This is a genomic window from Paenibacillus sp. E222, from assembly GCF_013401555.1.
Lineage (GTDB): Bacteria > Bacillota > Bacilli > Paenibacillales > Paenibacillaceae > Paenibacillus.
The window spans coordinates 3296125-3323003 of the sequence record NZ_CP058552.1; the positions used below are offsets into that span (position 1 = coordinate 3296125).

A 26879-nucleotide genomic window follows, 5' to 3' on the forward strand; every position below is an offset into this window, starting at 1 on the left:
GGGCCTCTTTTTGTCGGAATCATGCGATAACTGCGGCGAATCTGACGGCTGGAAACAAATTATGAGTTCCTTCGAGTGTACTCGCGCCGTTGGATCATGTACAATAAAAGGAAATCTGTATGCTTTTTTAGGAGGTTAGACCACATGCCTGTGCGCAAAGAGTCGATCCAAATCATATCAGCAGTTCGTTCTAATCTGGAATCATGCATAATGGGGAAATCCTTTGAAATTCAACTTTTGCTCACAGCTTTGCTTGCAGGCGGACACGTTCTGATTGAAGACGTACCGGGAACAGGTAAAACGCAGTTGGTTAAAGCGTTATCGAAATCCATGCGCGGAGAGTACCGCCGCATTCAATGTAATCCTGATATTTTGCCAAGTGACATCACGGGGGTATCCGTTTTCCATCCACGTGACGAGCGCTTTTACTTCCGTCCGGGTCCGGTGATGACCAACATTTTGCTGGCTGACGAGATTAACCGGGCCACAACAAAAACGCAGTCCGCGTTGCTGGAAGTCATGGAGGAGCGCAGTGTAACGGTAGATGGTGATACGTATGATCTGCCGCATCCATTTATGCTCTGTGCAACCCAGAATCCAATCGATTTTGAAGGAACGTACACATTGCCGGAAGCGCAGCTGGACCGGTTTATGTTGAAAATAAGTCTGGGTTATCCGGACAAGGATATCGAGAAAACGCTGCTGAAGCAGCATCAGTCGGGTCAGCCTGTTGACCGGCTTGAATCCGTAACCCATATGGATCAGATATCAGCCATCCAGCAGGAAATCAAGGACGTATTCATCGGTGATCCGGTCATGGATTATCTGCTTGATGTGGTTCGTAAAACTCGCTCCCACCCATCCGTATTGCTGGGCGCCAGCCCGCGGGCAGCCATTTCATTTATGATGGCCGTGAAGGCTTTTGCCTTTTTGCAGGAACGTGACTACGTGCTTCCGGATGACGTGAAAACGATGGCGCCTTATGTCATCTCCCATCGGATCGTGCTTCGTCCCGAATCGAGACTGGACAGCATGAGCTCCGAGGCTGTATTAAAATCCGTACTTCAGCAGGTTCGAGTGCCCGTCTCCATGGGGCAATAATTGATGAAGCCGCTTTTGAGTACAGTCAGAAGGGGAATACGCCACCCCCGCGTATGGAGCATCGCGGCGGTGTGGATGTGCTGTTTGGCTTATGTTTTGTTCCAGGGCGGGAAGACTTCCCTGATGCTGCTGTCCATGGTGACTTTGCTTTGTATTTACCTTGCGCTTGCTGGTTTTAGCGGTGTACGGCGTACTCACGGCGTGCGCAAGCTCTCTTCCGGTCAGGATCATGAAGAGCTGCTGCATGCCGGTGACCAGGTACAGGTGCAGTTAAGTCTGAACATCCCGGGATTTCTGCCACTTCCTTATGTGGTTGTGCGCGAAATGCTGCATCGGCATAACGGTGAATCCTGGTCTTTCAAAGAAAGTCTCATTCCGAGCATGCGAGGGTATGGTGAATTGTCTTTTCAGACCCCGCCGCTGGAGCGGGGAAAGTACGTCTTTTCAGAAACGGAATGTGCCAGCGAGGACATCTTTGGTCTGATCGAACATCGGGGAACGTTCAAAGCCAAAGGGGAATTTCGGGTGCTGCCGCGCACGGTATTTATTCCGTACTGGCAGCTGTATGATCGCAAATCACGGTTATCCGGTCCACAGACGGCCTTGACCCGCTCGCGCAGGGAAACAACCCAGATTAACGGCGTGCGTGACTACGTTTATGGGGATCGCCTTTCCCGCATTCATTGGAATGCAACGGCAAAGACGGGAACGTGGAAGTCCAAGGAGTTTGAACATGAGTCGGTGCCGAAAACGATTCTGGTGCTGGATGCGCTGTCAGGCAGCTATGATTATGGTGAGTCCTTTGAACTGGCCGTGTCTACGGCTGCTTCCCTGCTGGAATATGGCACAAGAGAACGAATGGGTATGGGAATGCTGACATTGTCGGAGAAGACATCATTTTTTGCTCCCAGCGAAAGTACGCTGGAACGGCAGAAGATGATCCATCATTTGGTGGATATCCAATATAGCGGCCAGGAGAATCGGCTGCTGCCCGGTGTCGAGAAGATGTCGCGTCAGTTTCCTCAAGGCGCATATTTTGTAGTGATTTCTCCCCAGAAAGATGAAAAAGTTCTCGAACTGCTCCGATGGGCTGACACACGGGGGATGACTCCTTGTCATATTCTGATTGAACCCAGCGATTCCCGCCGGAGTTCCGAGTGGAATGCGATGCTGCGCGGAAGAGGCACTAGATCCTTCACCGTTTCCCATTTGCAGGAGCTTCCAACGGTAATGGGGGGAGGTAGTGTATGAGTACTAAAGCCAAAGAGCTGACAGTGGGGAGAAGATCCTGGTATCATGCAGCTTCGTTGCTCTGGATTTTCCTGATTGGCATGCAGTGGATATCATTCACACAGGAATCCTGGTATACCGAGACCACTTCATTGGTGCTGTGGACGCTCGCAGCGGTCAGCATTCTGGAAGTGATTCTGCCTTTCAAAATATGGGTTCGAACCATAATCAAGGCAGTTGTCCTTGTATATATTTTGCATAAGACATTAATTGATTACACCGTTTATATTCCTTACGGCACGTTAATGGAGCGTACGGAGCAATTCATACTGCACCTGACACCTTACATCTGGTTCACCCTGTGCGCCTGGGTCATGCTTGAAGCAGCCCTTCGCCTGGTGACCACAACGCGCCGAATTCTCGTATTTCTGGGTATCAACATTATCTCGATGGGAATTCTTGATTCCTTCACCCAAATTCCACTCTGGATTGAAATCGCCTGGGTTATGTTTGCGGGAATGGGATGGCTGGTATGCCAGCACTTCCGTAATTTCCAACTGCAATATCCACAAGGCTGGAAGAGAATCATCCGGTATCCTTACAAAATTCTGGCCAACATTGCAATCATATTTTCTTTGATTATCGTAGCCAGTGTGAACATGCCGGAAGTTCCTCCTACCTTAACGGACCCGTATACCGCGTGGCGTAACTACACCGGAAGTTCGGCGAGTCAGACAGGCAACGGAACACTGGACATTCCGACAGCAACCGAGTCGGGATACAGCAGGGAAGACAACCAGCTTGGCGGAGGATTCAACTTCGACTATACACCTGTCATGTCTGTCACTACCAATGAGCGCAGCTACTGGCGTGGTGAGACGCGCGCAGAGTATACGGGAACAGGCTGGGATGATCGCGGACGAGGTGCGACAGAGGATGTTGAGGCGGGACAGGCTCTGGAGAATGATGAATCCGGAAATGTAACCACCAAGCAAGTCACTCAGAAAGTGACGATGTTGAATGACAACGTGTATCCGATTCTCTTCGGTGCTTATTCCATTTCGGAAGTTACATCTGTCAATGGTGAGGCGAATTCCGACCGGATGTTATGGAATTCGGCGCAGGCAGAGCTGCATGTCGTAACAGACCGCCAGCAACCGCAATATCCGAAGACGTATACGATTGTATCCGAGGCTCCGGTTATTGTGGAAGATGAGCTTCGCACCAAATCTTTTGATGATCTGTATACGAGCAATCCGGCAGATGATATGTACCTGCAGCTGCCATCCAGATTCCCTGATCGGGTGACGGATCTGGCCGCTGAAATTACAGCATCGGCAAATACGCCGTATGAAAAAGTGGCATTACTGCAAAACTATTTACAACTAAATTTTGATTACACCAACAATCCGGATTTATCCCGAAAAGTAAGCAGTGACTTTGTGGAAGGTTTTTTATTTGACATTCGTGAGGGGTATTGTGATTACTTCTCGACTGCGCTGGTTATGATGGCACGCTCCGAGGGGATTCCCGCTCGTTGGGTGAAAGGGTACGCGCCTGGACAACTGTCACTGAATTCTGACATGCAGGCTCCGCGCCAACCTGGGGCTGAGATCGAGACGACGTACACGGTAACGAATGCAGATGCGCACTCTTGGGCTGAAGTTTATTTTGGCGAGTATGGCTGGATTCCGGTTGAAGCGACGCCGGGCTTTGACATGCCGCTGCTCACCGAACAACCAGATGTACAGCCGGTAGATGAGCCTGAAGAACAACCTGAAGAGGAACCGGTAAAAGAGGAAGAACAGACCCCTGCGCCTGAACAGGCTTCATCCAGCATCCCGGCTTTTGTAATCTGGGCTGCGGGAGCCATCATCGTATTGTGGGTGGCTTATATGTTCTGGCGAAATCGCCTCTCCCTTCGATTCTTCGTGCTTCGTCTGCGGACAGGTGGACCGCTAACGCCTGAACAAAAGGTAGTGGCAGAGACTGAACGCTGGATTCGATATGTGAAGCGCAAAGGGTTAACCCGGAGCGGGGACGAGACACTTCGTGAATCGGTAACCCGCTGGAGCCAGGCGAAACCAGCTGCAGCAGCGACATTGCATGAACTTCTAGCGAAGTTTGAACAGACTCGCTATAGTCCAGCGTCTGTAACTGCAGACGACTGGAAGGCCGTCTATCAGACTGCTTCAAAGCTGCGTAAGGAACTCAAAGCGGAACGGGCGTAATGTCGCCCGTCCCGTTTTTCCTTTTTTCCTATACCATCAGGCGCTGTATGCATTTTCAGGAAAGACGGATTTGTGATATAGTGTGTCGTATGAAACTGAGGTGACTTCTTTGTTTGAAATGTTAATGCCCAAGCTGCGTGTAGACACGGTTTTTGACATTAATCTGGAAGAGCTATACGCTCAAGGCTACCGTGGAATTATAACTGATCTGGACAATACACTCGTTGGGGCCAAAGCTCCTGACGCCACACCCGAACTAATTGAATGGTTCGCACGTGTCAAAGAGGCTGGTTTCCAGCTCATGATTGTGTCCAATAACAATTTGAATCGTGTATCCCTGTTTGCGACGCCACTGGATATCCAGTTTGTGCATAGTGCACGCAAACCATCGAACGTTCCGTTTCGTAGAGCAATGAAGATGATGGAGTTAACTCCTGAAAAAACGATTGTCGTAGGCGATCAGATGCTTACAGATGTCTTTGGAGGTAATCGACTAGGACTCTATACGGTTCTGGTGTTGCCAATCTCCATCGGAGATGAAGGCTTCATGACCCGCTTCAATCGGCGCGTGGAACGGATTGCTCTAACGAGTTTGCGCAAGAAAGGCTTATGGCTTGAGGAGGAAAAGAAGAAATGACAGAACCGCATAACGGCAATATTGCCGTAAGGTGCAGCGGATGCGGAGTGCATCTGCAAACGGAAAACCCGGAATTACCTGGATTCATCCCCGAAAAAGCGTTGGATCGAGAACCCGTCATTTGCCAGCGTTGTTTCCGTATCAAAAATTACAATGAGTCATCATCCGTTACAGTGGATCAGGACGAGTTCCTGGCTCTGCTAAGCAAAATCGGGGATAAGGATGCACTTGTCATCCATATCGTTGATCTGTTTGACTTTGATGGCAGTATCATCTCTGGTTTGCAGCGTTTTGTAGGCAACAATCCAGTATTGCTTGCCGTGAACAAAACGGACCTGCTTCCAAAAGTAACCAACTGGAACAAGGTTCGCAACTGGGTGCAAAAACAGGCCAAAGAACAAGGTTTACGTACGGTAGATGTCGTTCTGTGCAGTGCGAAGCAAAATCAGGGCTTCGACCGACTGCTTGAGCTTGTGGGAACGTATCGCGGAGATCGTGACGTATATGTGGTTGGTGGTACCAATGTGGGCAAATCCACACTGATTAACCGTCTGATTCGTGACTACAGCGATCTCGAGCAGGAACTCACGACATCCCGTTATCCGGGCACGACGCTGGATATGGTTAATATTCCACTGGACGATGGAAAAGCTATTATTGATACGCCGGGAATTGTATACCCTTGGCGTTTCAGTGAGATTGTATCCCGTAAAGATTTGGCTGCCATTATGCCAGAAAAACCGCTTAAACCGGCGGTTTATCAGTTGAATTCTGGTCAGACGCTGTTCTTTGGCGGCATGGCTCGTTTTGACTTTGTAGAGGGAGATCGTCAGTCCTTCACTTGCTTTATCAGCACTGCGCTTGATATTCACCGTACGAAGCTGGAACGTGCAGACGACTTGTATCGTGACCATTTGGGTGAATTACTGTCTCCACCAACGCGTGAAGATGCAGCGGACATGCCTGAATGGACCAGACATGAGTTCCGTATCAAACGTGGCAGTCAGTCGGATGTATTCATTTCTGGACTGGGCTGGATTAAGGTTAACGGTGAGAATGGGGCACTTGTAGCTGTTCATGCTCCAAAAGGTGTGCGTGTACTGATCCGCCCATCCTTGATCTAATGTAATCACAGCAGCAGTTCATCAGATCGGAGGCGGAAGTATGACGGAACAGAAAAAAACAAATCCTTCACTCCCTGTCCTGCTTGGCGTTATGGGAGATCCCATTGCACATTCCAAATCGCCTGCCATGCATAATGCGGCTCTGCAGGCTGCTGGAGTGAATGGAATGTATATGCCACTGCATGTTCGTCCCGAGCAGCTGGAATCAGCCATTCGTGGTATAGTGGCGCTGGGGTATCGTGGTGTGAATGTAACCATTCCGCACAAAGAACAGGTCATGCAGTATCTTGATGTCATTGATGAAAGTGCACGCCTGATTGGCGCGGTGAACACCATTGTTAATGATGAGGGCAAGCTGACAGGTTATAATACGGATGGCATCGGTTATGTGCGTTCCTTGAAGGAGGAAGCTGTTCCGGAACTCGCAGGTAAACGCATCGCTGTTCTGGGTGCTGGCGGAGCAGCAAGAGGTGTAATATACGCCCTCGCTTTGGAGAAGCCTGAACGGATTAGTATTCTTAACCGTACAGCCGACAGAGCCGTTGCCCTTGCTTCCGATCTCCGCGTTCATGGACTGGGTGACATCACAGGTAGTGGAATGGAAGAGGCTGCTGCGATACTGGCTTCGGCCGATATTGTGATTAACACAACAGCTGCGGGTATGCATCCGCATATAGATGACGTGCCTGTTGATCCTGCACTCATTCGAGCAGGCGCAGCAGTCAGCGACCTTATCTACAATCCGCTGGAAACACGCTTGCTTCGCGAATCAAGAGAGCGTGGATGTACTGTGCATGGTGGTCTTGGTATGTTCATATACCAAGGCGCGGTAGCATTCGAACACTGGCTTGGCATCCCGGCTCCCGTGGAGACGATGCGGCGAGCTGTGTTAGAGAGTTTTTAATATTGTAAAATGAAAACAAGATTACACGATGACGAAGAGTGCAGAACCAATCTGAAGAAACGAAGTGCTCGCCTCAAAGCTTTCTGTAGGAAAGCTGCTTCGGAAGCATAAGCTATCACCGGATTTCCCCCTTTATAAAATGAAAAGAAGAAATCTGGGGATAACAGCGATCGTAAGATGGTACTGCAATCGTAGTCACACTGTGTAAACTTTGTTAGTTCGTTTTATGAATGTGAAAATATAATTGAACGGTCAAGCCCAGGGCAGACATTGTGCTGCTGCTGAGGTTTGCTCACCATAAGGAGTATGGAGTATTCATGTTAAACGGTAAACAAAAGCGCTTTTTGCGTTCACAGGCACATCATCTAACCCCTGTATTTCAAATTGGCAAAGGGGGAACGAATGAGCATCTGTTCCGTCACATCGAAGACGCGATTGAGAAGCGCGAATTGATGAAAGTGCAAGTGCTCAACAACAATGACGAGGACAGAAAAGAGATGGCCGAAGAAGTTGCCCGTGAAACGGGGAGTGAGCTTGTACAAGTCATCGGTAACACAATCATCCTGTACAAAGAATCGCGCGATAACAAACAAATCGAACTACCTAGGTAAGGGAGAGTGGCGCGAGTGAAGATCGGCATCATGGGTGGTACGTTTGATCCGATCCATATGGGGCACCTGCTGGCAGCCGAAGCGGCCAGGGATTCGCACGCACTGGATGAGATCTGGTTCATGCCTTCCCATGTTCCTCCTCACAAACGCGGAGCCGGAGCATCGGGACAGCAACGTCTCGAAATGACGGAAGCGGCAGTGAAAGATGTACAGCATTATGAGGTGCTCGGCATTGAGATGGAGCTTGGCGGTGTGTCCTATACCATCGATACGATGAAGGAGCTTTGGCGTCGCTATCCGCAGCATGAATTTTATTTCATTGTTGGAGCGGATATGGTGAATTATCTACCCAAATGGGAACAGATCGAAGAACTCGCTGAACGCTTAACCTTCATCGGTGTGGGACGACCGGGATTCCAGTTACATCTGGATGACCTGCCGGATGCGTTACAGGATCGGGTACTGTTGGCTGAGATGCCCTTGGTGGACATATCATCGACAGCAGTACGCAGACGGTTCGCCAAAGGGCATTCCGTGCGCTTTATGATTCCTGATGCAGTCCATCAATATATTGTAAGGAGCGGTTTATATGGAACTAAGCCGTGACGAACTGATCCACGCTGTCTCCGGTCAAATGCCGGAGAAGCGTTGGAAGCACACGCTGGGTGTTATGGAGTCGGCAGTGTTGTTGGCTCAAAAATATGGTGCTGATCCTGTAAAAGCGGACCTGGCAGCAATATTGCATGATGTAGCCAAGTATTGGCCCGTTTCCGAGATGGAAGCGGTCATCCGTGACAATGGATTGAACGAAGAACTTTTGCAGCATGACAAGCAGCTCTGGCATTCCGAAGTGGGAGCCTTTGTTGCGGAGCGTGACTACGGCATTGAAGATAAAGAAATTATTAATGCTATTCGCTGGCATACCTCAGGTCGAGTGGGCATGAGCCTGCTGGATAAAGTGGTATGTCTTGCGGATTATATTGAACCGGGAAGAGACTTCCCGGGAGTAAATCATATTCGCGAACAGGCTGAGCACAGTCTGGAAGAAGGTTTAATTGCCGGTTTCGACTCGACGATCAGCTTGTTGATCTCGCAGCGCCGTGTCATTTACCCTTTGACCATGTTGTCGCGGAATGACTTGATTGCACATTTATAGATTAGATTATGGAGGTTGGTTCATGACAGTATCATCGAAAGAACTTATGAATATGGCGGTTGCTGCCGCTGACGATAAAAAGGCATCCAACATTGTAGCACTGGATCTGATTGGCATCTCGCTGGTAGCGGACTATTTTGTTATCTGTCACGGGAATTCTGATACTCAGGTACAGGCGATTGCAACAGAGATTCGCAAACAGGCGCATGCAGCCGGCGTGAATATCAAAGGCATCGAAGGTATGGATTCGGCACGTTGGGTATTGATGGATATGGGTGATGTGGTTGTTCATATCTTCCACCGCGACGAGCGTGAGTATTACAACATTGAACGACTGTGGTCTGATGCCAAAGTGGTGGAAACGGTATGAGTTTGATCGCAGGAACAGTCGTCAACTTGCCGGTTTCACGTGAAGTGTCTCCATTTGGCTACTTTTTGACGACAGGATCAGAAGATGTACTGCTTCACTATACGGAGCTTACAAGGGACGTTAAAATTGGAGAAACGCTGGAGGTCTTTCTGTTCTTTGATACGGAAGATCGCCTGGCGGCAACCATGAAAAAACCATATCTCACTCTTGGCGAAATGGCACGTCTGGTTGTGGCTGATATTCACCCACGCCTCGGCTGTTTCCTCGAGATGGGGCTTGGGCGGCAATTGCTGCTCCCGATTCGTGAATTGCCTGAGTTGGAAGAATTACGTCCTCATGTAGGCGATGAAGTTTTTGTTCTTATGGAACATGACAAGCAAGGACGTTTGCGGGCGAAATTGGCTGGGGAACGTGAGCTTGCACCATTGTCCTTCCATGCGCCAACCTCCTGGGTTAACGAATGGGTTGAAGCAACGGTGTACAAGCCACTTCAGATGGGTACTTTTGTGCTTGTTGACGGTGGAGTGCTGGGCTTTGGCGCTATTGGCATGATTCATTCCTCGGAACGAAATCGTATGCTGCGCCTAGGTGAAAAGGTGAAATGCCGGGTAACCATGGTACGTGAAGATGGACGTGTCAATCTGGCGATGTCTCCTCTCAAAGAGGTTGGTCGCAATGAAGATGCAGACAAACTGCTTGCTTTCATGAAAGAGCGCCCTACGGGCGGCATGCCGTATTCGGATGCAACCCCGCCGGACATCATCAAGCAGCGCTTTGGTATCAGTAAATCCGCGTTCAAGCGGGCATTGGGCAAACTGATGAAGGATGGTCTAGTAACGCAGAAGGAAAACTGGACCTATCTGACAGAGTCTGTACCTCAGGATCAGAACGAAGATAAGTAAGCAAACGCGTATCGTGGATCAAGCATGAGCTTGAAATCCATAAGTCAAGGCAGGGCAAGGCTGGGTGAACTCCGGACGCCCCTGCTTTTTCTTTTGTTCAAAAGAGATTTGAAAATGAAATTGAAAGTGCGGTGCCTGACATGTCTTACCGGAAATTTGCCTATGTGTACGATGAATTAATGGAGGATATGCCTTATCCGGACTGGATAAGGTTTGCGAGAACGGCTTGGGAACGACATGGCATGCCGAAAAGTGTGGCTGAACTGGGCTGTGGAACCGGCTCAATTACGATCCCACTGGTGAACTCCGGCTTCGAAGTTACAGGTATTGACCTGTCGGCGGACATGTTGTCTGTTGCGCGCAGTAAAATGGAGGCCACGCCTCAAGGTCACCGCTTATATCGGGAAGGCAGTGTCCGCTGGGTGCAGCAGGATATGCGGGACTGGAGAGTACCGGAGCCTGTGGACTCGGTGATATCGTTCTGTGATTGCGTGAATTATTTGCTTGAAAAAGAGGATGTCGTTCGTACCTTTCAGCGTACTTACGAGATGCTGAAGCCGGAGGGCACATTCCTGTTCGATGTACATCACCCGAATACCCTTATTCGATACGAAGAGGAGCAACCATTTGTGTTGGACGAGCGCTCTGTATCGTATATTTGGACCTGTGATATGGATCATGATCGGTGTGAGATTGAGCATCATCTAAGTATCTTTTCGCGTGTGGCCGAGAGCGGGAAGGATATGTACCAACGTTTTGAAGAGGTTCATGTTCAGCGTGCGTATGATCCGGACTGGATGAAGCTCGAGCTGACGAAGGCTGGCTTCAGAGATGTATGTGTATATGCTGATTTTGAGTGGAAAGAGGCGGGAGAAGGCGCACAGCGTCTATTCTACGTAGCCGTGAAATAGGATTAAGATATAGAACTGTCCTGATGATGTATAAGGGCAGTTCTTTTTCTATAAGAATGTTTTTTTATATGTAATAAGTTATTGCCAGTGAGGTTAAAGGAAGCCATAATAGTTGAATGGAAAACGTTTTCTAATTAGTGCAATCCTGAAAATTAAAATTCTGGGTGGGGTGCAACAATGGAAAGTACCTACAAAACAAGGCTGACTTCCGAGCAGTTAGACGGAATTGTGCAGCAGCATTTTAACACAGGTATCCAAGAATACAAAGAGATGATCGACGGCTGGGCAAACCATGCTTATTTTATCACCAAGAACGACGGACAGAAGGTAGTACTTAAAATAGCTCCTTCTAATGGCATTAAGCTGATGCGCTGTGAACAGCATGTCATGGTTGCTGAGGTTGAGGCATTGCGACTCGCGGCAGAACTTCAGGATGTACCCGTTCCCCGGGTATTGGCCTATGATCCATCGCTCACCCTAGTATCGGCAGAATATTTTATTATGGAGTACATGCCAGGAAAGCCATACAACAAAGTCAAAGATCAGTACAGTGCAGCAGAGCAGGAATCCATAGAGCAGCAGCTGGGTGCATACAATCGTCGGATCAATGAAATTAAAGGGGAGAAGTTTGGTTACTTTTCCTCAAAGAAACCGCATTATACGACGTGGAAAGAAGCTTTCCTGAGCCTGATGGATGATATGCTTGCAGATGGCAAAGCAGCGGGTGTGGAATTGTCAATTCGTTATGAGGAGCTGGAGCGTTTAATTCAACAGAAATCGGATGTGCTGGATGATGTCAAAGAGCCAGTGCTTGTGCATTGGGATTTGTGGGATGGGAATGTATTCGTGGAGGCTGGGCAAATCACGGCGATTATCGATTTTGAACGTTCCCTTTGGGCAGATCCTCTGATGGAGCACTACTTCAGTCATTTTAATAATACGCCGGGATTCCTCAAAGGCTATGGAAGAGCAGTTACAACAGACAGTGAACGGAAAAGAAGAAGTTTATATGATCTGTACTTTGATCTGGCGCTGAGAATCGAGTGTCCGTATCGTCAATACGATAACAAGGAACACATTCAGTGGGCGATTGATAATCTAGAAGAAGGAATCCAGCGATTCCAGTCGTCTTAATGTGTATACTGATGCATAGCATTGCTTATAGTCAACAGACCGTGTAATATTGACTTTAATGCTGCTTTTTTATATAATATTTCCGATCATATCGTATACATATTTCGATGATAAGGATCAGTAGTGAGTCCTGTACATGACAGAGAGCCGGCGGTTGGTGCAAGTCGGTTGACAGTATTTCACGAACTCGCCTTGGAGAAATGCGGTGATTACACCATCTTGCAACCGACTGAAGTAATACTCGGGATCAGGAATGGAAATCCGCATCGGTTAACCGCCGTTACAGGTCCAAAGGGAGTGGATGACGAAGCACGATCGTCCGCTAACTAGGGTGGTACCACGGGAATTCAACCTCTCGTCCCTAGCGCTGCAAACGCTACGGGATGCTGAGGTTTTTTTGTTGCAATAAATGCGAATAACCAGAGGAGGAACAATAGATGAGTGAGAATCAACAGCCGAAACACGGCTACAAGCCACAAGTTATGGAGAAAAGCTGGCAGCAATACTGGGATGACAATAAAACGTTTAAAACGGGTGAGGACCCGGCTAAACCGAAGTTTTATGCCCTGGATATGTTTCCGTATCCATCTGGCTCAGGCCTGCACGTAGGTCACCCGGAAGGATACACGGCAACGGATATCGTATCCCGTTTCAAACGTATGCGCGGCTTCAATGTATTGCATCCAATGGGTTGGGACGCTTTCGGCCTGCCTGCTGAGCAGCATGCATTGGATACTGGTGAGCATCCACGACATATTACCTTCCGCAATATTGACAATTTCCGTCGCCAGATCAAATCACTCGGTTTCTCTTATGACTGGGATCGGGAGATCAGTACAACAGACCCTGACTACTACAAATGGACGCAATGGATCTTCATCCAATTGTACAATAAAGGCCTGGCTTACGTAGATGAAGTACCTGTGAACTGGTGCGAAGCTTTGGGTACGGTACTGGCGAACGAAGAAGTTATCGACGGTAAGAGTGAGCGTGGTGGACATCCGGTCGTTCGTAAACCGATGCGCCAATGGGTATTGAGAATTACGGAATATGCAGAGCGTTTGCTGGAAGACCTGGAAGAGCTGGACTGGTCGGAAAGTATCAAGGATATGCAGCGCAACTGGATCGGTAAATCAACCGGGGCGGAAGTTACTTTTGCCATTGAGGGTCATGAAGAAGTTATTAAAGTGTTTACGACACGTGCAGATACTTTGTTTGGCGCAAGTTATGCTGTATTGGCACCTGAGCATGAGCTGGTGGAAGTCATTACAACGGCTGAACAGCGTGAAGCAATCAAGGCATATCAGGAACAGGCTGCTCGTAAAAGCGATCTGGAACGCACCGATTTGGCTAAAGACAAAACGGGTGTGTTCACAGGAACTTATGCAATCAATCCGGTAAACGGAGCGAAGGTGCCTATCTGGATCGCCGATTATGTTCTGGCTGGATACGGCACAGGGGCGATCATGGCTGTTCCGGGACATGACGCTCGTGACTGGGAGTTTGCGAAACAGTTTGGTCTGGACATCATCGAGGTTGTACAGGGTGGCGACGTGACACAAGAAGCGTATTCCGGAGACGGACCACATGTGAACTCTGATTTCCTGAACGGATTGAACAACGAAGAAGCGATTGCGAAGATGATTGCCTGGTTGGAAGAGAACGGAAAGGGACAAGGCAAAACGACCTACCGTCTGCGTGACTGGTTGTTCAGCCGTCAGCGTTACTGGGGTGAGCCAATCCCGATTCTGCATCTGGAAGATGGGACGATGAAGACGGTGCCGGAAGATCAACTGCCTTTGCTGCTGCCGGATATTGACCAGATCAAACCTTCGGGCACGGGCGAATCACCACTGGCGAATGTTACAGAATGGGTGAACACGGTAGATCCGGAAACGGGAATGAAAGCTCGTCGCGAGACGAACACAATGCCACAATGGGCCGGTAGCTGCTGGTATTATCTGCGCTTTATCGATCCACACAATGACAAGGAACTGATCTCTCAAGAGAAACAGCAGCAGTGGCTGCCGGTTGATCTGTACATCGGGGGAGCAGAGCACGCGGTGCTTCACTTGCTGTACGCTCGTTTCTGGCATAAAGTGTTGTATGATCTGGGTGTGGTGCATACCAAAGAGCCGTTCCACAAACTGGTCAACCAAGGTATGATCCTGGGAACCAACAATGAGAAGATGAGTAAATCCCGTGGTAATGTTATTAACCCGGATGAGATCGTCAATGAATTCGGTGCGGATACATTGCGTCTGTACGAAATGTTCATGGGGCCTTTGGAGGCTACAAAACCGTGGAACGCTAACGGGGTTGAAGGTATGCACCGCTTCCTGTCACGTGTATGGCGTCTGTTCATCAATGAAGATACAGGTGCAATCAACGACAAGATCACATCAGATGGTGGAACCGATGAGTTCAAGCGCACTGCACACAAGACAATCAAAAAAGTTACAGAGGATCTGGAACATCTGCGTTTCAACACAGCGATCAGCCAGTTGATGATTTTCATCAACGATGCATACAAAGCAGATACGCTGCCGCGTGAAGCCATGGAGAACTTTGTACAGCTGTTGTCACCGCTGGCACCGCATATGGCGGAGGAACTGTGGAGCCGTCTCGGTCATGAAGGTGGAATCTCTTATGTAGCTTGGCCGGAGTATGATGAGTCCATGACGGTGGACGCCGAAGTGGAAATTGTTGTTCAAGTGAACGGCAAAATTGTAACCCGTGCTACGATCGCGAAGGATCTGGACGCACAGGGCATGCAGGACTTTACAATGGAACTGGCACCTGTGAAACAGGCACTGGAAGGCAAGACCATTCGCAAGGTCATTGCCGTTCCAGGCAAACTCGTTAATATTGTTGCCGGTTAATCTCACCGGCTTTGAATAATTCATCCAGCTTCAACAAATCTTCATCATATTTGTCATGAGTCGTCTGGATCAGACTGTCAAAAACACCATTCAGATTTACCCTTAGCAGGGCAAGTGCCTGTGCGGTGATGCCGCCAGGTACAGCCACGCGAGCCTGAAGTTCTTGCGGGGTGTATCCTCCTTCGGTGAGCAGCTTGCCTGTTCCCAGGAGCATCTCGCCGGCAAGAGCGCAGGCGTCGGCTCGTTTGATATCAGTTAGCTTGACGGCACTCTCAATCCATTGCTCCAGAAAGAACGATATGAATGCAGGTCCGCAGCTGGAGAAGTCGGATGTGATCCGGGTACAGGCTTCATCCACTTGATAGGGTCTGCCGATATGACTGAGCAGCCCTTCCAGCACAGCGCGGTCTTCGTTAGTCATTCGCTCACCGTGAATACACAGGGACGCTCCGCTGCCGACCTGGTGCGTAACGCTGGGGATAACTTTGGAGACTTTGCAAGGAAGTGAAGATTCCAGATGGCGCAGCTGCACGGGACTGGTGATCGAGACGATTATATGATTGGGATTCACGACAGGCAGGATGTCGTCAATGACATGTTTGAATTCAAGTGGCTTCACGCACAAAAAGATGATATTGCTGCGGATGACGGTTTCCCGGTTGCTCTGTGATTCATGCAGACCGGGGTAACGGAGGGATAACTGCCGTACTTTGGAAGGGGTTCTATTGCTGGCGGCGATCTGCCGTGGCTCAAGTGCACCGGATTGAATCAAGGCATAGATCAGCAGGCTGCCCATGCTGCCGGTTCCGATAAATCCAACCTTCATTGTTCAGGCCTCCTTTCATGCTTTACGGTAATGGCGCAGTTCTTTCCCTCTAGTGTATGCGTCAGGACCTGCTTCACATGACATGAAAATAGTACAGCTTGGTTTACCAGGCAAGTCCAACGGTTCGGAAGCACCGCCCGTGTTCAGAATAGATTTATTTTGAATTCAGGGAGAGGTGTGGAAGAAATGAGATGGAACAAGGGGATGACCATTGTTGCAGCAGTGGTCGGATGTATACTGATATTATGGTCGGGCAAAAGTGAACAGCCGCCTTCTGGCTGGGAACCTATGCAGCTCGCCACCGAGAAGCCGACGATAGAGCAGGAAACCCCTGCTGTACAGTCGGCTACTTTGGTTCAGGAACAAACGAAGGCTTCCGATGCAGACCAGCGACCGTCAACAGCAGAGGCCCCTGTAGAGACTAATCGGGTTGATGACACAGGAGGGAAAGTGGCTGATCAGACAGTTGCTGGCAACCAAACGGACGTTTCTACTGTTGGAACTCAAACGAAATCGGAGGCAACGGTGGTTTCACCTGACAATAACCAAGTGTTGGTGAGCAATGAAGCAGTCGACAATGGCAAAATTGATGTCAATACAGCTCCGGCAGCGAAGCTGATGGACCTTCCTGGAATCGGGGAGAAAAAGGCGCAAGCCATTATTGATTATCGTAATTCCCATGGTCCTTTTACCAAAGTCAGCGATCTGACCAAAGTGAAAGGAATCGGAATGAAGATGCTGGAGAAAATGGCTCCTTATGTGCAGATCAGGTAATCACGCAATATTAAAGATTAGGATATAAGTTGAATTGGAAATGACATAAGAACGAAGGATGGGTTCAACTTGTATCCGATGGGAGGGAAACGGTTATGAGCACAGCAGAAGTACGCAAAGACTGGGATACGTATTTCATGGACATCGCATATATGGTCTCTACCCGTTCCCGCTGTTCACGCCGTCATGTTGGCGCTGTACTTGTGCAGGGGAAGAAGCTGCTTGGGACAGCCTATAACGGTGCGCCTATGGGGGTTCCGGACTGCTCCGAAGCAGGATGCATGATCTCGGAAGAATACGAGCTGGTGGTAACCGACGGCCAGGAGGAAATGGTCAAAAAGCAACGCTGCATTCGTACCATTCATGCGGAGCAGAATTTGCTTTTGTTCACCGATCGGATTGACCGCGAAGGCTCTTCTGTATATGTCACGGATGAACCTTGCTGGACTTGCTCCAATATGCTTGCGAATAGCGGTATTACAGAAATCGTGTTTCATCGCCCGTATCCCAAGGATACAGGCAAGGTGACCAACATGATGAAGCAAAAAGGCATTACGTTTCGTCGGCTGGAAAACTACCAGCCTCCGCGGGAGACGATGATGACAGTAAGTGACTAGAACCAATATAAAATTCAAATTTGCGGGGAAGAACCTCCGGTTGCTGGATCAGCTGCCGGGGGTTTTTCTGCGTTCATACGGGTGATGCAAAGGAGGGGAAGAACATGAAAGGCAGACCTTTACTGGTATTTACCGTCTGCTGGATATGCGGTAGCGGGATGGCATGTGCCTTATCGGGTTGGTCCTTGATCGTGGGACTGATTGGGGCATTCGTTTGTCTACCACTTTTATTACGATGGATTGATTTACGTGGTTGGTCCATTTTGTTACTGATTGGAGCACTCGTTGGCGGTGCTGTGCACTGGGAATGGAATGATGCGCGGAATCGGAGCAGTCTGCCCGATATCACACATATGGCTGCCGAGGATTTGGACGGTTATGCAGCTACATTTGAAGGAACCCTTATGTCGGATGTACGCATAGATGGGGATCGGGCCGATTTTGAAATGCAGGTCACGTCGATGCATCCACTATCCGATGCATCACTGGCACCGGCGTCGGAAGCGCGAACTGCGCCTAACTTGAGAGAACGTCTAATGGTCCAAGTTCGCCTGGCTGAGGAAGAAGAACAGCAAGTAGCAGCGGGGTGGAAGCGAGGAGATTCGATCGCGTTAACGGGTGCGCTTGCGCTTCCTGGCGAAGCCAGAAATTTTGGTGGGTTTGACTATCGAAATTACTTAAGGACTCTTCATATCCATTGGTTGTTTAAAGTGAAAGGGGCCAGTTCAGTAACCACCGTTCCGCCTGAAGGGCTGGGGAAACTCAATATCCTTCGGTGGAATGACATCTTTAGGCATAAGCTTGGCGCAGCGGTAGAACAGATATTTCCCGAACCTCATGCGGGCTACATGAAGGGTCTGATTATCGGTATGGCTAATGATATCGATCCGGATACATATGGACAATTTTCACAGCTTGGTTTAACTCATATATTGGCGATCTCCGGAACACATGTTGCAGTGTATGTGGCATCGCTGCTGCTCCTTTTATCCTGGCTTAGGTTAACCCGAGAAACCTCGCTCACCATTGTGTTGCTGCTAATACCTGCATATGTACTGTTGTCTGGCGGTTCGCCATCGGTCATTCGTGCGGGTATCATGTCGATGATTGGTTTGTATATGGCGCGGCGCGGGCTTGCGAGGGATGGATTGCAGATGATCAGTGCAGCAGCGTTGTTGATGATGTGGTGGAACCCGTATTTTTTATTAAGCGTGAGCTTTCAGCTATCTTTTCTTGTAACAGCTGGACTGATGATTTACATGCCTCTGATTAATCGGATATTTAGCAGTTGGCCCAAGGGCCTTGCAGCAACAGTTTCTGTGACGGTAACAGCACAGCTCATTTCTTTTCCGGTCACGATTCTGTATTTCAACCAGTTTTCACTGCTTTCATTTGTCGCAAACTTCCTGCTTGTATCTTTGATCAGTGCCATTGTACTTCCTCTCGGAACGGTTGCCCTGATTTTATCGTTTATTTGGATGCCTCTGGCCAAACCATTGGCGTGGATTGCTATTATGCTGAACAAATTGACCTTTGTAAGTGTGGAGTGGATGAATAGTTTGCCTGGTTTTGTGCTGATCTGGGCTACCCCATCGCTACTGTGGATTGCAGCATATTATGTCGTTCTCTATGCACTTTTGCGGATTCTTTATCGCGGGCGAGGTGACCAGCCTGTAGTTCTGGGCACAGAAGAGGATACGGCTCCCCTGGATCGCCGATATGTTGGGGGAACGCCTAAAGCGGCTCTGGGGCTGTCTGGATTGTCTAATGTATCTTCACAAGGATTAAACAAAGGTGGACGTGAGGCTGGTCCTGGTTCGATGACAACATTAAGTGCAAGTATTGCCTGGCCGGAGTATACAAGTGCATTTGCTGCGCGAGGGGCGGGTTTTTACTCTGGTGAACGGATGAACGTTTTCCACAAATGGATGTGTGCGCTGCTGGCTCTCAGCTTTGTGGTGGGATTACGGTGGGCGTACCAGACACCGCAGCCTGCGGGGACCGGAGTGGTGCAGTTTTTGGATATCGGACAAGGGGACAGTACTCTAATTACAACACCTGAGGGTAAACATATTTTGGTCGATGGTGGAGGTACGGTCCAGTTCGGGAAGTCTGAACAATCCTGGAAGACACGGCGTGATCCATACGAAGTAGGGGCCAAGGTGGTCGTTCCTTTATTAAAAAAGCGGGGCATTCATCGGCTGGACGCCGTAATCGTAACCCATGCCGATCAGGATCATGCTGGGGGATTACAGGCCGTGCTCGAACAGATTCCGGTGGAACGATTCATGTTCAATGGGACAACCAGCGGTACAGCTAATTTCGAGAAATTGCTGGATACCGTTATAGACAAGCAGATTCCGATATATGCCATCCGGCAAGGGATGTCCTACGCTCCGGATGGAGAAACCAGACTGCATTTTATATATCCGGATCTGGAGAAAGCGATGGATACAGGAGAAAGATTGCCCGTCTCGGAACATCAGAATCATGATTCGGTTGTCTTTTTGCTGGAAATGGCAGGTGCCTCATTATTGTTCACGGGCGACATGGATGCTGCAGCCGAGCAGGATCTGCTCTTTATGATTCAGGATGGATCGCTTGCAGCCTCGTTTGGACAGTACGATGCAGATACTGCATTAGCAGATGTTTATGTTCAGGAGATGTTCACACGTCACTCGGGGTTGAATCATGAGGAGGTTCCTGTCACCATAGATGTATTAAAAGTTGCACACCACGGTAGCAAAACATCGTCAACGGAAGCTTGGTTACAGTACTGGAATGCATCAGCATCCGTGATATCTGCTGGGGCCAACAATACATATGGACATCCCAATCCTGGGGTGCTTGATCGTCTTGTAGATTCGGGTACAGAGATCTATCGAACAGATCAAATGGGGGAAATTCAGATGAAGATCAAGGATGGGGAGATTGATGTGCGCTATAAGTTGGTTAGGGATGATTCATGAGTTATCGTACCATGCAGTGGTCGCCACCACTTCTCTAACTTCTATTGGTTTTTAATATATGATAGATTGTAATAAGAATTACGAAACTTTCCAACCGTTCTACGCGCTAAAATAGTTTGGGAAAACAGGATTAGCATAAGCGCGTTAGGATGGAGTCCCATTACGTTGATATCCAGCCAAAACTGTAAAAGCTATTAGAAAGCGGGTAGATATTATATATGATTCCGTTAGTGTATGACCAAATTAACCATTGGGGAAGAGACGATGAATTCTTCTTAGCTTTGCTAAAGAAATTAAATGTAGAATTTATAGCTGACCTAGGCTGTGGAACAGGAAGGTGGACTATTCATCTTGCTGAGAACGGTTATAAAATTACAGCTATAGATCCTAATGAAGAAGCAATCAATGTGGCAAGAAGTAAAGGCACTCCAGGGAATGTGAAATGGATGGTAGGTGACAGTGCTGATTTACAATCGAATACTTATGACGTGGTAATCATGACAGCCAATGTGGCACAGGTATTTCTTACAGATGACAGTTGGAAGCAAACAATTTCAGATGTATTTCGATCCCTGAAAGTCGGAGGTCACTTTATTTTTGATACAAGAAACCCTTTGGCAAAAGTATGGAAAGAGTGGGAGATGGACAAAACTCCTGACTTAGCTAAAGATAGGCTAAGCGGAGATTCTCTAGAAATTTATACGGAATATGACGGGTTTGAGGGAGACGTGTACACTTTCTATGAAATTGTAAAACATACAAAAAAAGATAAAATTCTGATTCGTGAAAAAATGCAGCTTAGGTTTAGAAATCAAGAAGAATTCAATACATCGCTAAAATCAACAGGTTTTACACAAATTGAAACGTATGGTGATTGGGAGTTTAAACAAGCCAATTCAAAAAATAAGTCGTTTATTTTTCACTGTGTTAAATAGAAATTGTTTGAAACTGAAATAGACCACTTGGTTAAAATCAAGTTTATTGAGGTTTATTCATTCCTGTATGTAGTACATCATTTGCTCGTAGAATGAAACCAAAAGCCCGCTTTCCGGATACTCCTCGGGGAGAATACCGGAAAGCGGGCTGATTTTGGAATGACTTATAACAACGAATTATTCGACGCCATCTTTGAAGTGTTTACTCCAGTGTTTGTCGCCTTTGTGCAACAGATCTTCTACAGTTTTCTCAAGCGTCAGCAAGAGCTGTGCTCGTACATCAAGCACGGTTTCTCTGTACAAGCGTTCTTCCGATCCGACGATTTTATCGCCGTATAATGCCTGTGCAGCGGTGTATTTCCGGTGTTCCTCAACCAGGGTATCAATAGACTGCAACGCATGTTCCACAAAATGGGATATGCTTTGATATTCTTTGGGCATTTGTTCTTTTAACGCTTGAATTTTTGCAAGAGCTGGCATGCTCATCACCTCGTGTTATGAATGTAAATTTACAATACACTGTTTTCATGAAAATTACATTAAAATGAGCTTAAATTTGTACAAAATTTGAACTTTTTCATTTTCAATGCTATAAGTGTTGTTAGCTATAATGTATGCCATTGTCATTAAATTGAGTCGTGTAAGTACTGGAATGACTTTTGAGCAGGCTTGATGACTCGTTATGCAATTTCTGTTATTCTAAGAGAAGATTTCAGCGGCCCCAAATACATAAGCCGTTATTTTGTTATGGCAATAAAAAAAATACTTAACTTTGCAACAATTTTATTGATGGTCACGTCTGTAAGGTTGCAGGGAGAGGGGGATCCTTTGTGGTAGAGCCGGAACTCATCAGAGCCGCTCAATCGGGCGATCGCGACGCTCTAATTACCCTATTGCGGGACATTGAACAGCATGTTTATCGGACCGCATATTACATTCTAAATAATGAACAGGACGCTTTGGATGCTGCTCAGGAAGCGTTGATCCGAATTTACACCAAGATTAATTCATATGAGGAAAAGGCCCAGTTTAAGACATGGGTTCAGCGCATCGTCACGAATATCTGTATTGACAAATTCAGAAGAACCAAGCCCTCCGTCTCCATTGACGAGCATGATATGGTTTTTCAGGACAATCAAGATGTAGAATTCGAAGTGATGTCCACATATGTGGCAAAGGATATTCAGGATGCCATTAACAAACTGCCTGAGCATCATCGTACCGTTATTGTTCTAAGATATTTGCAGGACTTATCCTATAACGAAATTGCGGATTGCCTCGATCTTCCGTTGAATACGGTTAAATCTTATTTATTTAGAGCCAGACAGCAATTACAGAATCTACTACAGGAGTATCAGAAAGGTGGTGTGACAGGATGAAATGCGAAGAGGTGGTGGAATGGATGCACCGGTATCTGGATCATGATCTGGGTGAGGCGGAAACTGCGCAGATGCTACAGCATGTGGCCCAATGCGCGGAGTGCGCCGAAAATTTTAGTTTGCTCAGAGCTCTCTCCAGAGAACTGGAAGATTTGCCGCAGGTGACCCCAAGATTCAGTCTGGTTGATGCCATTATGCCGCAGCTGGATGCAATCGACGAAGCGAAAAGAGAACAAAGCAGTACAATACAGGAAATGAGTCCTGTCCCTGCTGCATTTGAGAATTTACAGCGTTCAAGTGAGCGGAAACCGAAGCAAAAATGGTTGAATTCCATGGCAGGCCGGATGTCCATGGGCGCAGCAGCAGCCGCTGTTGTATTGGGCGTTGCCATTTTCGGATATCAGCCAGAGAAGGTTGAAAATGCAGAAATGATAATGAGCACAGGCAGTACTCAAGAAGGCGGGAATGAGGATCAAAATCCACTGAGCAGAGAGATCAACAATGAAGATTCTTCCTCCTCTCTACAGAGCGATAACAGTGTGTGGGTTGACAATTCGGAAAGTCAGCCATCCGCCCAAGATGAACCGACTCAAGAGGTTGGTCCTGAAGAAAACGGTTCAGAGAAGGTGCAGGAACCTGAACTGAAGGAAGGCCAAACTCCTAAACAGCCGGATACGGGATCAGAAATGAACAAGAGTGATGCAACGAAAAACGCTCCTTCCAGTTCCAATCCTGCTGATAGTACGAAGAGTGCCGATCAGCAAAAAAGTCAGGATTCAGAAACTGCTACTGGACCTTCGACTACTGGACCTTCGGCAGGTTCTACTGAGAGCGGAGCAACGGATTCTGAAAATCAGGAGTCGCAATTATTCACTTCTCAGGATATGCCTGATGTTAAGGTAGAAGAGCCGACAGAGGGCGTAACGAGTCCTGATTCCGAGACGGGTATGAATGCATCGGGAGGAAATAAGGGATTGGCTGCCACGGATTCAGGTAACCTTGCCAACACAACTCCAAAAGAATGGAAGTCACCCGATGGCTCCTATCTGGTCATGCTGCTCGGCGATCAGATCAGCATCTACTCTAAGCCTGCCGCTGACCCGGATGTGCTTAATCTGGTGGAGCAACGTAATGTGGAGGGTACACTAAAATCTGCGAGTTGGTCTCAGGATAGCACCGTATTTAATTACGAAACAGATCAAGATGGGATAACAGTGAAGAAATCGTTTAATGTGTCCACTGCCCCAAGCGGAAATTCTACTAAATAGGCTGTAAATTATACATTTGACCTCAAGACTTGCCGAACATTTCTGTTGTATCAAGAATATATTGAAATTAACAACAACGTCCTATCTCAGTTGGCATAACTGACGTCGTATGACCGCGCACCAGCCTTTTCTAGAATTGTTGGTGTCAGCGTTTATATAGATGTAGGACAGGGGGCCTTCATCCGTTAACCGGATGTAAGGCCCCTTTGTTGTCTGTCACGTTTTCTGGTAGGATAAGAGGGATAAGGGGGCACCGTGATGGATGTAAAGAGTGCGACAAAGGCAATACGTAATGGAGAAACGGCTCCGGTATATGTGCTGTACGGAACGGAGAAGTACCAGATACAGCAATTTACGGATATGTTAAAACAACAGGTTATTGAAGAAGAGCACCGAGAATTTGCGATCATTCCATATGACCTCTCTGAGACACCTGTGGAAGTGGTCATTGAAGAAGCAGAGACGGTTCCTTTTCTTGTTCCACGTAAACTCATTATCGTTCGTGATGCAAATTTGTTTACAGCAGGCAAGGATTCCAAAATTGATCACCAGATTGATCGACTGCTTACATATATGGACAATCCGGCAGATTATAGTACGATTGTGTTTCTGGCCCAAGGCGATAAGCTGGATGAGCGTAAAAAACTAGTCAAGGCAGCCAAGAAACAAGCCGTTGTCCTTGCGTTCGCTCCGCTAAGTAGTGAGGAACTGCTGAGTTGGATTGTCAAGCTGGCGAAGCAGCGGGATGTATCTTTTGAGGCCGGAGCGGCTGACACGCTTGTGAGTTATGCTGGAACAGGGTTGCAGACGTTATCTGCGGAAGTGGACAAGTTGTGTTTGTTTGCTGGTAACGGAGGCACAATCAAACGCGCGGATATCGAATCACTGGTGGCGCGAAGTACCGAGCAGAATGTGTTCGCGTTGGTGGAGGAGCTTGCTAACTTAAGGCTGGAGAAGGCTTTGAGTCTTTTTTATGAATTGCTGAAGCAGCGCGAAGAACCGATCAAAATTGCAGCGTTGATCGCCCGTCAATTCCGAATTATGATCCAGGTAAAAGAGTTAGGACAGCAGAGTTACTCCCAACAGCAGATTGCTAGCCAGCTTGGTCTGCATCCGTATGCTGTCAAAATTGCTGGTGAACAGGCGCGTAAGTTTCAGGCAGATCGTTTGAGGCTAATTCTGAGTCATCTCAGCGAACTAGATTATCAGATGAAGACGGGGGCAGTGGATAAGGTCCTCGGACTGGAGCTTTTCTTGTTAAGGCTTGGTGCGTAACTTAGATATAACTGTAAAAAGCGGCCTCAATTCCGTTGATGGTGAGATCATCGGAATTGAGGCCGCTTCGTTTAAATGAGTGCTTATAGAATCAGATACTAAAAAATCCTGAAAGCTCGTGCTGTTCAGGATTTTTCCATTAGATCGTATAAGTAACGCTTCTTACGCTTGTGCGGAAAGAGCGTTCAGTTTTTTCGCCAAGCGAGACTTTTTGCGGGCTGCAGCATTTTTATGAACCAGACCTTTAGTTACAGCCTTGTCCAGCTTTTTGGAAGCAGCTTGAATCGCAGCTTTTGCAGTATCAACTTCGTTACTTACCAGAGCAGCATCAGCAGCTTTAACAGCTGTACGGAGTGCAGATTTCTGGGAAGCGTTGAGTGCGCGGCGCTTGTCGCTCGTTTTTACGCGTTTAACAGCGGATTTGATGTTTGGCATTACATTCACCTCCTGTAAGGCATTTGCATGAATACAAACGTTTCACAACTTAAAATATTCTAGCACGCTGGCATGCAAATTGCAACAGATTTTCCTATGATGTTCGATAGCGCTGCATAAAGCTCACCATTTTCCCACACAATATGCTCAAATGCGGTAAGGGAGGCAGGGACAGATGACACTGGATTTGCAAAATTATGCAGTTCGTACCGACTTGGCAATTGACTCCAAGGAGATGGCTCAGGGCGGGCAGAAACAGACGATTCCCGGGCTGCGGGAAGATGTGGAAGAGAAAGACGGAATCACCATCACACGTATTGATGTACTTAATGATGCAGCCGCTACAGCGATTGGACGTGTGAAGGGGCACTATGTCACCTTGGAGGTTCCATCGCTTCGTAACGGGGATACCGATCTTCAGGAACGGGTGGCGGCAGAATTCACGCGGGAGATGGAAGATTTTTTGGCCAAGGCGGGAATTAACAAGACATCCAAGGTGCTGATCGTCGGTTTGGGCAACCTGAACGTCACGCCTGATTCACTTGGGCCACTTGTCGTGGAGAATCTGATGGTTACCCGTCAGTATTTTGAGCTGGTACCGGATCAGGTTGCACCCGGTTATCGGGAAGTCAGTGCCATTGCGCCAGGAGTGCTGGGTACAACGGGCATAGAATCCAGTGACATCGTACAAGCGATTGTGGATCGGACGAAGCCGGATGCAATTATTGCGATTGATGCGCTAGCTTCACGCTCCCTCGAACGAGTTAATACAACGATTCAGGTGGCAGACATCGGCATTCATCCTGGCTCAGGCATTGGAAACAAGCGACGAGGACTGACACGTGAAATATTGGGTGTTCCCTGCATTGCCATCGGTGTGCCTACTGTATGTTATGCGTCGACCATCGTGAATAACGTTATTGAAATGATGCGTACTCATTTTCGGCAAGAGACTGATCAAACGAAGCAGATTATGGGCATGCTGGACGATATCGGCGAAAATGACCGTCTCAGTTTGGTAAAAGAGGTACTGGAGCCGCTAGGACATGATCTGATTGTTACCCCCAAAGAAATCGATGAATTTGTCGAAGATATTGCCAATATTATTGCAACAGGTCTAAATGCCGCGCTCCATGATGCGGTAAATGCTGAGAATGTAGCTGCTTACACCCATTAATTAACTTTTGAAATTTAAATGCTTAAGACTT

Annotated in this window: 25 protein-coding genes and 1 other annotated feature; of the genes, 22 read left to right on the forward strand and 3 right to left on the reverse strand. The window is 47.9% G+C overall.

What is annotated here, in order from left to right; all coding sequences use genetic code 11:
- Positions 1 to 144 precede the first annotated feature (144 nt).
- The 14 genes from HW560_RS14710 (at position 145) to leuS (ending at position 15193) form a co-directional block, all read left to right on the forward strand.
- Positions 145 to 1101 (forward strand): AAA family ATPase, encoded by a 957-nt coding sequence (locus HW560_RS14710; RefSeq protein WP_179263695.1) that lies wholly within the window; start codon positions 145 to 147, stop codon positions 1099 to 1101.
- Between the two features lie 3 nt (positions 1102 to 1104).
- Positions 1105 to 2352 (forward strand): DUF58 domain-containing protein, encoded by a 1248-nt coding sequence (locus HW560_RS14715; protein WP_179263697.1) that lies wholly within the window; start codon positions 1105 to 1107, stop codon positions 2350 to 2352.
- Positions 2349 to 4562, forward strand: coding sequence for a DUF4129 domain-containing transglutaminase family protein (locus HW560_RS14720; protein WP_179263699.1), 2214 nt, complete (start codon positions 2349 to 2351; stop codon positions 4560 to 4562). Before HW560_RS14715 ends, HW560_RS14720 begins: the two co-directional genes overlap by 4 nt.
- Positions 4563 to 4671: 109 nt before the next feature.
- Positions 4672 to 5199, forward strand: coding sequence for a YqeG family HAD IIIA-type phosphatase (locus tag HW560_RS14725; protein ID WP_076288052.1), 528 nt, complete (start codon positions 4672 to 4674; stop codon positions 5197 to 5199).
- Positions 5196 to 6323: a ribosome biogenesis GTPase YqeH gene (gene yqeH, locus HW560_RS14730; RefSeq protein WP_090901729.1), complete on the forward strand. Its 1128-nt coding sequence runs from the start codon at positions 5196 to 5198 to the stop codon at positions 6321 to 6323. The genes HW560_RS14725 and yqeH overlap by 4 nt, the downstream gene beginning before the upstream one ends.
- A gap of 40 nt (positions 6324 to 6363) precedes the next feature.
- Positions 6364 to 7227 carry a shikimate dehydrogenase gene (gene aroE, locus HW560_RS14735; protein WP_179263701.1) on the forward strand — a complete coding sequence of 288 codons (864 nt, stop codon included), beginning with the start codon at positions 6364 to 6366 and terminating at the stop codon, positions 7225 to 7227.
- Positions 7228 to 7544: 317 nt separating this feature from the next.
- Positions 7545 to 7838 carry a ribosome assembly RNA-binding protein YhbY gene (yhbY, locus tag HW560_RS14740; RefSeq protein ID WP_063567269.1) on the forward strand — a complete coding sequence of 98 codons (294 nt, stop codon included), beginning with the start codon at positions 7545 to 7547 and terminating at the stop codon, positions 7836 to 7838.
- Positions 7839 to 7853: 15 nt separating this feature from the next.
- Positions 7854 to 8444: a nicotinate-nucleotide adenylyltransferase gene (locus HW560_RS14745; protein WP_090901726.1), complete on the forward strand. Its 591-nt coding sequence runs from the start codon at positions 7854 to 7856 to the stop codon at positions 8442 to 8444.
- The gene (yqeK, locus tag HW560_RS14750) at positions 8428 to 8994 is read left to right on the forward strand and encodes a bis(5'-nucleosyl)-tetraphosphatase (symmetrical) YqeK (RefSeq protein WP_179263702.1); all 567 of its coding nucleotides are present in this window, start codon (positions 8428 to 8430) and stop codon (positions 8992 to 8994) included. The genes HW560_RS14745 and yqeK overlap by 17 nt, the downstream gene beginning before the upstream one ends.
- Before the next feature lie 22 nt (positions 8995 to 9016).
- Positions 9017 to 9364 (forward strand): ribosome silencing factor, encoded by a 348-nt coding sequence (rsfS, locus tag HW560_RS14755; protein WP_072734522.1) that lies wholly within the window; start codon positions 9017 to 9019, stop codon positions 9362 to 9364.
- A complete protein-coding gene (locus tag HW560_RS14760; RefSeq protein ID WP_090901720.1) occupies positions 9361 to 10266 on the forward strand; it encodes a CvfB family protein in 906 nt (301 codons plus the stop codon). Before rsfS ends, HW560_RS14760 begins: the two co-directional genes overlap by 4 nt.
- Positions 10267 to 10406: 140 nt before the next feature.
- Complete coding sequence (locus HW560_RS14765; protein WP_090901717.1) at positions 10407 to 11177, forward strand: class I SAM-dependent DNA methyltransferase; 771 nt, start codon at positions 10407 to 10409, stop codon at positions 11175 to 11177.
- Between the two features lie 177 nt (positions 11178 to 11354).
- Positions 11355 to 12311: a phosphotransferase family protein gene (locus HW560_RS14770; protein ID WP_090901714.1), complete on the forward strand. Its 957-nt coding sequence runs from the start codon at positions 11355 to 11357 to the stop codon at positions 12309 to 12311.
- A 98-nt stretch (positions 12312 to 12409) separates the two neighbouring features.
- Positions 12410 to 12677 (forward strand) — a binding site (T-box leader).
- Positions 12678 to 12748: 71 nt separating this feature from the next.
- On the forward strand, positions 12749 to 15193 hold the full coding sequence (leuS, locus tag HW560_RS14775) for a leucine--tRNA ligase (protein ID WP_179263704.1): 2445 nt from the start codon (positions 12749 to 12751) through the stop codon (positions 15191 to 15193).
- Here the strand turns inward: leuS and comER are convergent.
- Positions 15174 to 16019, reverse strand: coding sequence for a late competence protein ComER (gene comER / locus HW560_RS14780; protein ID WP_090901707.1), 846 nt, complete (start codon positions 16017 to 16019; stop codon positions 15174 to 15176). The genes leuS and comER overlap by 20 nt on opposite strands.
- A 186-nt stretch (positions 16020 to 16205) precedes the next feature.
- Between comER and HW560_RS14785 the strand changes: the two genes are divergently transcribed.
- From HW560_RS14785 to HW560_RS14800, 4 genes are all read left to right on the forward strand, one after another.
- Complete coding sequence (locus tag HW560_RS14785) at positions 16206 to 16793, forward strand: ComEA family DNA-binding protein (RefSeq protein WP_257031924.1); 588 nt, start codon at positions 16206 to 16208, stop codon at positions 16791 to 16793.
- Between the two features lie 95 nt (positions 16794 to 16888).
- Positions 16889 to 17410 carry a deoxycytidylate deaminase gene (locus tag HW560_RS14790; RefSeq protein ID WP_090901703.1) on the forward strand — a complete coding sequence of 174 codons (522 nt, stop codon included), beginning with the start codon at positions 16889 to 16891 and terminating at the stop codon, positions 17408 to 17410.
- A 104-nt stretch (positions 17411 to 17514) separates the two neighbouring features.
- Positions 17515 to 20379 carry a ComEC/Rec2 family competence protein gene (locus tag HW560_RS14795; protein ID WP_256222182.1) on the forward strand — a complete coding sequence of 955 codons (2865 nt, stop codon included), beginning with the start codon at positions 17515 to 17517 and terminating at the stop codon, positions 20377 to 20379.
- 218 nt (positions 20380 to 20597) lie between these two features.
- Positions 20598 to 21314, forward strand: a complete 717-nt coding sequence (locus HW560_RS14800) for a class I SAM-dependent methyltransferase (RefSeq protein WP_090901700.1) — start codon at positions 20598 to 20600, stop codon at positions 21312 to 21314.
- Between the two features lie 177 nt (positions 21315 to 21491).
- Here HW560_RS14800 and HW560_RS14805 read toward each other — a convergent pair whose 3' ends face one another.
- On the reverse strand, positions 21492 to 21794 hold the full coding sequence (locus tag HW560_RS14805; RefSeq protein WP_053781298.1) for a hypothetical protein: 303 nt from the start codon (positions 21792 to 21794) through the stop codon (positions 21492 to 21494).
- A 350-nt stretch (positions 21795 to 22144) separates the two neighbouring features.
- Here HW560_RS14805 and HW560_RS14810 point away from each other — a divergent pair, with 350 nt between their 5' ends.
- The 3 genes from HW560_RS14810 to holA all read left to right on the forward strand — a co-directional run bounded on the left by HW560_RS14810 (position 22145) and on the right by holA (position 25236).
- The gene (locus HW560_RS14810; RefSeq protein WP_024628507.1) at positions 22145 to 22693 is read left to right on the forward strand and encodes an RNA polymerase sigma factor; all 549 of its coding nucleotides are present in this window, start codon (positions 22145 to 22147) and stop codon (positions 22691 to 22693) included.
- Positions 22690 to 23961: an anti-sigma factor family protein gene (locus HW560_RS14815; RefSeq protein WP_179263706.1), complete on the forward strand. Its 1272-nt coding sequence runs from the start codon at positions 22690 to 22692 to the stop codon at positions 23959 to 23961. Before HW560_RS14810 ends, HW560_RS14815 begins: the two co-directional genes overlap by 4 nt.
- Before the next feature lie 258 nt (positions 23962 to 24219).
- The gene (holA, locus tag HW560_RS14820) at positions 24220 to 25236 is read left to right on the forward strand and encodes a DNA polymerase III subunit delta (protein ID WP_090901694.1); all 1017 of its coding nucleotides are present in this window, start codon (positions 24220 to 24222) and stop codon (positions 25234 to 25236) included.
- A 162-nt stretch (positions 25237 to 25398) separates the two neighbouring features.
- On the opposite strand, the gene rpsT is transcribed toward holA, so the two are convergent.
- Positions 25399 to 25671: a 30S ribosomal protein S20 gene (gene rpsT, locus HW560_RS14825; protein WP_024628504.1), complete on the reverse strand. Its 273-nt coding sequence runs from the start codon at positions 25669 to 25671 to the stop codon at positions 25399 to 25401.
- A 175-nt stretch (positions 25672 to 25846) separates the two neighbouring features.
- Between rpsT and gpr the strand changes: the two genes are divergently transcribed.
- Positions 25847 to 26848, forward strand: coding sequence for a GPR endopeptidase (gene gpr, locus HW560_RS14830; protein ID WP_090901691.1), 1002 nt, complete (start codon positions 25847 to 25849; stop codon positions 26846 to 26848).
- The last annotated feature ends 31 nt before the right edge of the window (positions 26849 to 26879 follow it).